The sequence below is a fragment of the Gammaproteobacteria bacterium genome, from assembly GCA_003696665.1.
Taxonomy (GTDB): Bacteria; Pseudomonadota; Gammaproteobacteria; order Enterobacterales.
Map to the genome: position 1 here is coordinate 1 of RFGJ01000372.1, position 3,669 is coordinate 3,669.

Here is a 3,669-nt window from a genome sequence, read left to right on the forward strand (position 1 = left end):
CTACATCACTGACCCAATAATCTTCCACAGTATACGTTTTATAATACGGTATTTGCTTACTACCCGAAATTCGAGATTCGTACTTATGAACTATTCCCCCAACCAAAAATTGTGTAGCGAATCTAATAATTCGTTTAAAGCGCTGTCCTACAATAACCCATTGCTCCCCAAGCGGTAGCTTGTGAAGATTATTGATAATAAATTGCCTTATTCGCCCATATCTTACCTCCCGTATTCTCCTTTTCTCAGCCTGTTCAATTTCCCGTGTTGCTTGTAACCCTAAGATTTGTACATAAGAAAAATATTTTTCTAGCATCGATTTAAGTTCAATAGCATTATATTCTTTGACATGATATGGATTCCAGGGAGACTCTAGAGGAAAAAGTCTTAATTTTTTATTGGGTGTTGACAGTATCAATACTCCGTCTTTAGACAAAATGCGATGAGCCTCATTTAAGAAAAAATTCACCTTTTCAATATGCTCAATTACTTGAAATGAAACGGCTATATCAAAACTGGAATTTGCAAAAGGCAGATTGGTTACATCGGACACACAAAAACCTAAATTATCTTTCTGATTCTCAAGTGGTAATGCATAGCCTGCTCGATCCACGCCAACAACAAATTCTCCTGTATTCGCCAGAAATTCTGTACCATAGCCAGTGCCACAACCCAAATCAATTACCCGTTTTTGTGCAGAATAATGATTGAAAACAAATTGGTAAGCCGCTTGATGCCGTAAGTACATCAAATAATCATCAATTGTCTCATATTCTGACGGTTTACGTACCTTTAGTCTCTCTGCCATTGGGGTCTCTCTTTGATGAAACATTCCCGTGACAAATACAAATCCTTACAGATTATAACTCACGGTTCGCTCAAATTTTTCCCAGTTCAGAAAATTTGGGTCACGGGTGATGAGTTTTATCGTCAAATTTAAGATTGCTACCGACAGAAATGATTAATGGTCAAGTTAAAACCCAAATTTTTCTCTGGCCTGATGCTCAAGCGTCAGGCTGAACCGCTCAAGGACGTTAATTGAACTTTACAAAATAAATACCCAATAAAGACAGAAAGTAGTAAGATAGCGTCAGGAGGTGTAAATACCGAAAAGACGTTATCTATCTTTGACACAGGAGCAGCGCACGGGACTGGAGGAGGCGCGTGATCACCACTGCAAAGCGCACATAAGGGAGAAGGCCGCAGTTCTACCTCTCAAACAGGCGGTATCCAACTTCCTGAACCAGTTTCAAGATGGTTCTGATGAGTTGCTCCGCTATATCGGCGTATTAGGTATTCAATTTGTAAAAGAGCATAAACGTCCTGAAAACGACCTATTTAGGGTGCTTCAACGTCTGTAAGCCGTTCAGTCCGGTGTTTTTAACGCTGGGCCAAGCGGATAATATTTTCATTAAGGGCATTGGTCACAAGTTACGGACATTCAAATTTTGTCAAGTGTATCAGATTTGGTCGAAAAATTGGCAAAAACGCCCATTCAATCTTGGCGGGTGAAGCAGTTGCTCTATCAACACACAAATTTTTGTGACAAATTGGCCTGATATTGGCTCACAATAATGTTGTTTTGCCCCGAAATTTTAAGGTTTTGATGTGATTTTGCCATTGACAACCGCTGAAAAACCTTAAGAAAAACCTTAACTTGTAACCGATGCATTAAGGGTCTATCATAGTATCAATAGGCCAGAAACATAACATATAGTGATATGTTCTAATTGTCATACGCCAAGACATCGTTCCGCATAGCGCGCTTTTTAACAACGTAAGAACCGCCAAGACATCGTGCCGACTCTGGCCAGGGTACGGCTGGTGGCTATCCCCCAGTGTACCAACCGACCAATCCTCCACTGGGATGACGAATTTGCCGCCGTCTCATTCCGTCGTTCCGGGCAGGAAAGCACCGGTTCCCGTAGCGGGAAAGGATGGGCTACCAGCAACTTTCGTTGAGGTGCATCCGGTGCCCCATCATAGACCCGCAACCAAGCCTTCTGACCGGAGCACAGTTCCAGCGTGGCCCAAACCCCTTGCCCCACCTCCGCTTTTGGGACCGGCCAGGAGACATTCAAGACCCGGATGGTCCGGTCTTCCTGAACTCGCCGGATGAAGTGGACCCGCCCGGCATAGAGCGGGATACGCCCGGAGGGGAGGAAGAAATCGGGGGGCAACCGGTGTTCTGCCTCCACCTGGTGCACTTCCTGAGGAGTGCGCCCCTCCATCTGGGGATGGGGGCGGCGCCGATAGGCCTGGAAGAACCAATCCCCTCGTTGGTTGACTTCTTCCAGGGAAGCCAGATAGGTGTCTTGCCAGACGTGGGAGTTGTAATCCTGGTGGAAGCGCTCAATGAACCCCTGGCTTTCCGGCTCTCGCAGGGCGGAAAAGACCAGTTCGGTACCGACCATCAAGGCCAGACGAACCAGTCGTCCCAGGACATAGGGATGGGTGTGTCCGCCACTGAAACACCCTTCGTTGTCCACCTGGGTGTAAGTGGGAATACCGATAGTCTTCCAGACGTGGACGGCAAATTCACACGCCTCCTGAGCACGCCGGTGGGCATAAGCCCGTCCGGTGGGGTAGCGGGTGCCAACCTCCAGAGCGTTGAAACAGGCCACAGCCTGACCTCCCTGCAGGAAATGAGGCACAATGTCTATCTGGACGAGGGTATGAGGCCCTATGGTTTGCAAGCGAGGGAGGGGAGTGGCGGGTTGGACATCGCGACGAGGACGGGTCATCCCCGCTTCCTGCAAGACCCGCTCAATCGTCCGGCGACTGGGAAGAGGCGAAATGCCATTATCCTTTAAGCGGGTGCGTACCGCCGAACTGCCGATGTACTTCAGACCTTGTCCGGTGGACGCCTGGGCTTCCAGTTCGCTGCGGGCCTCCCGAATGGCCTGGCGAACCGGTTCGGGAAGACGACGAGAGAGGTGCTTGGGGCGTCGGGAACGGCTTTTCAGCCCCTCCCATTCTTCTTCCCGAAAGCGCCGCCGCCATTTTCGGACCCAGCGTTCGGAACGCCCCAGAGCCTGAGCCACCTCACCCACCGAGCGGCCGGCGCGCAAAAGATGAATAGCCCTTTGGCGCTCGTGAACCAGAGCATCCGTGTCCATAGGAGGCCTCCTTTCTGGGTGATTCCCCCTATAGGATACACGGTTTCCGGCACGATGTGTTGGCGATAAATTTGTTAACGTGCGGAACGATGTCTTGACGGACTTATCGCTTTATCCGGAACGATGTATTGGCATACGACATCTAATTTCTAAAAGTGCCTAAAAAATGAGCGAACCTTGAGTTATAATGTTCAAAATTTTGCTTTGCTTGCCTTGGAATCATAATTTATAACGTTATTAGCGATTTCAAGGCCGTTGTTCCGATGATCCCTGTCCGATTTGGAATATGGGACATAAACCATCCTAACACTTTTAAGTTCACAAGGCAAAAAAGATTGCCAATCTGAAAAAATCAGACTGGCAATCAAGAACATTTCTCCACTCTTTGCGTATTTGCACAACGGAAAAGCTACATTAACCGCAATAAATCTTATTGCCAGGATTCTACAACAAGATAAATCACAAAACTTTTTAATTTGTCACGAGCTCTTCCAATTTTGACTAAAAATCCCACAGTAACACTAGAGATATTTTGGACTTTAGACAAAAA

Annotated in this window: 4 protein-coding genes; 1 reads left to right on the forward strand and 3 read right to left on the reverse strand. The window is 47.2% G+C overall.

What is annotated here, in order from left to right; genetic code table 11:
- Positions 1-808, reverse strand: an 808-nt coding sequence (locus tag D6694_09605) for a class I SAM-dependent methyltransferase (GenBank protein RMH40845.1), incomplete at its 3' end; no start/stop codon positions are given.
- A 319-nt stretch (positions 809-1,127) separates the two neighbouring features.
- On the opposite strand from D6694_09605, the gene D6694_09610 reads away from it, so the two are divergent.
- The gene (locus D6694_09610) at positions 1,128-1,361 is read left to right on the forward strand and encodes a hypothetical protein (GenBank protein ID RMH40846.1); all 234 of its coding nucleotides are present in this window, start codon (positions 1,128-1,130) and stop codon (positions 1,359-1,361) included.
- 408 nt (positions 1,362-1,769) lie between these two features.
- On the opposite strand, the gene D6694_09615 is transcribed toward D6694_09610, so the two are convergent.
- Both D6694_09615 and D6694_09620 read right to left on the reverse strand, forming a co-directional pair.
- Positions 1,770-3,119, reverse strand: coding sequence for a hypothetical protein (locus tag D6694_09615; protein ID RMH40847.1), 1,350 nt, complete (start codon positions 3,117-3,119; stop codon positions 1,770-1,772).
- 191 nt (positions 3,120-3,310) lie between these two features.
- Positions 3,311-3,493: a hypothetical protein gene (locus D6694_09620; GenBank protein RMH40848.1), complete on the reverse strand. Its 183-nt coding sequence runs from the start codon at positions 3,491-3,493 to the stop codon at positions 3,311-3,313.
- Positions 3,494-3,669 lie beyond the last annotated feature (176 nt).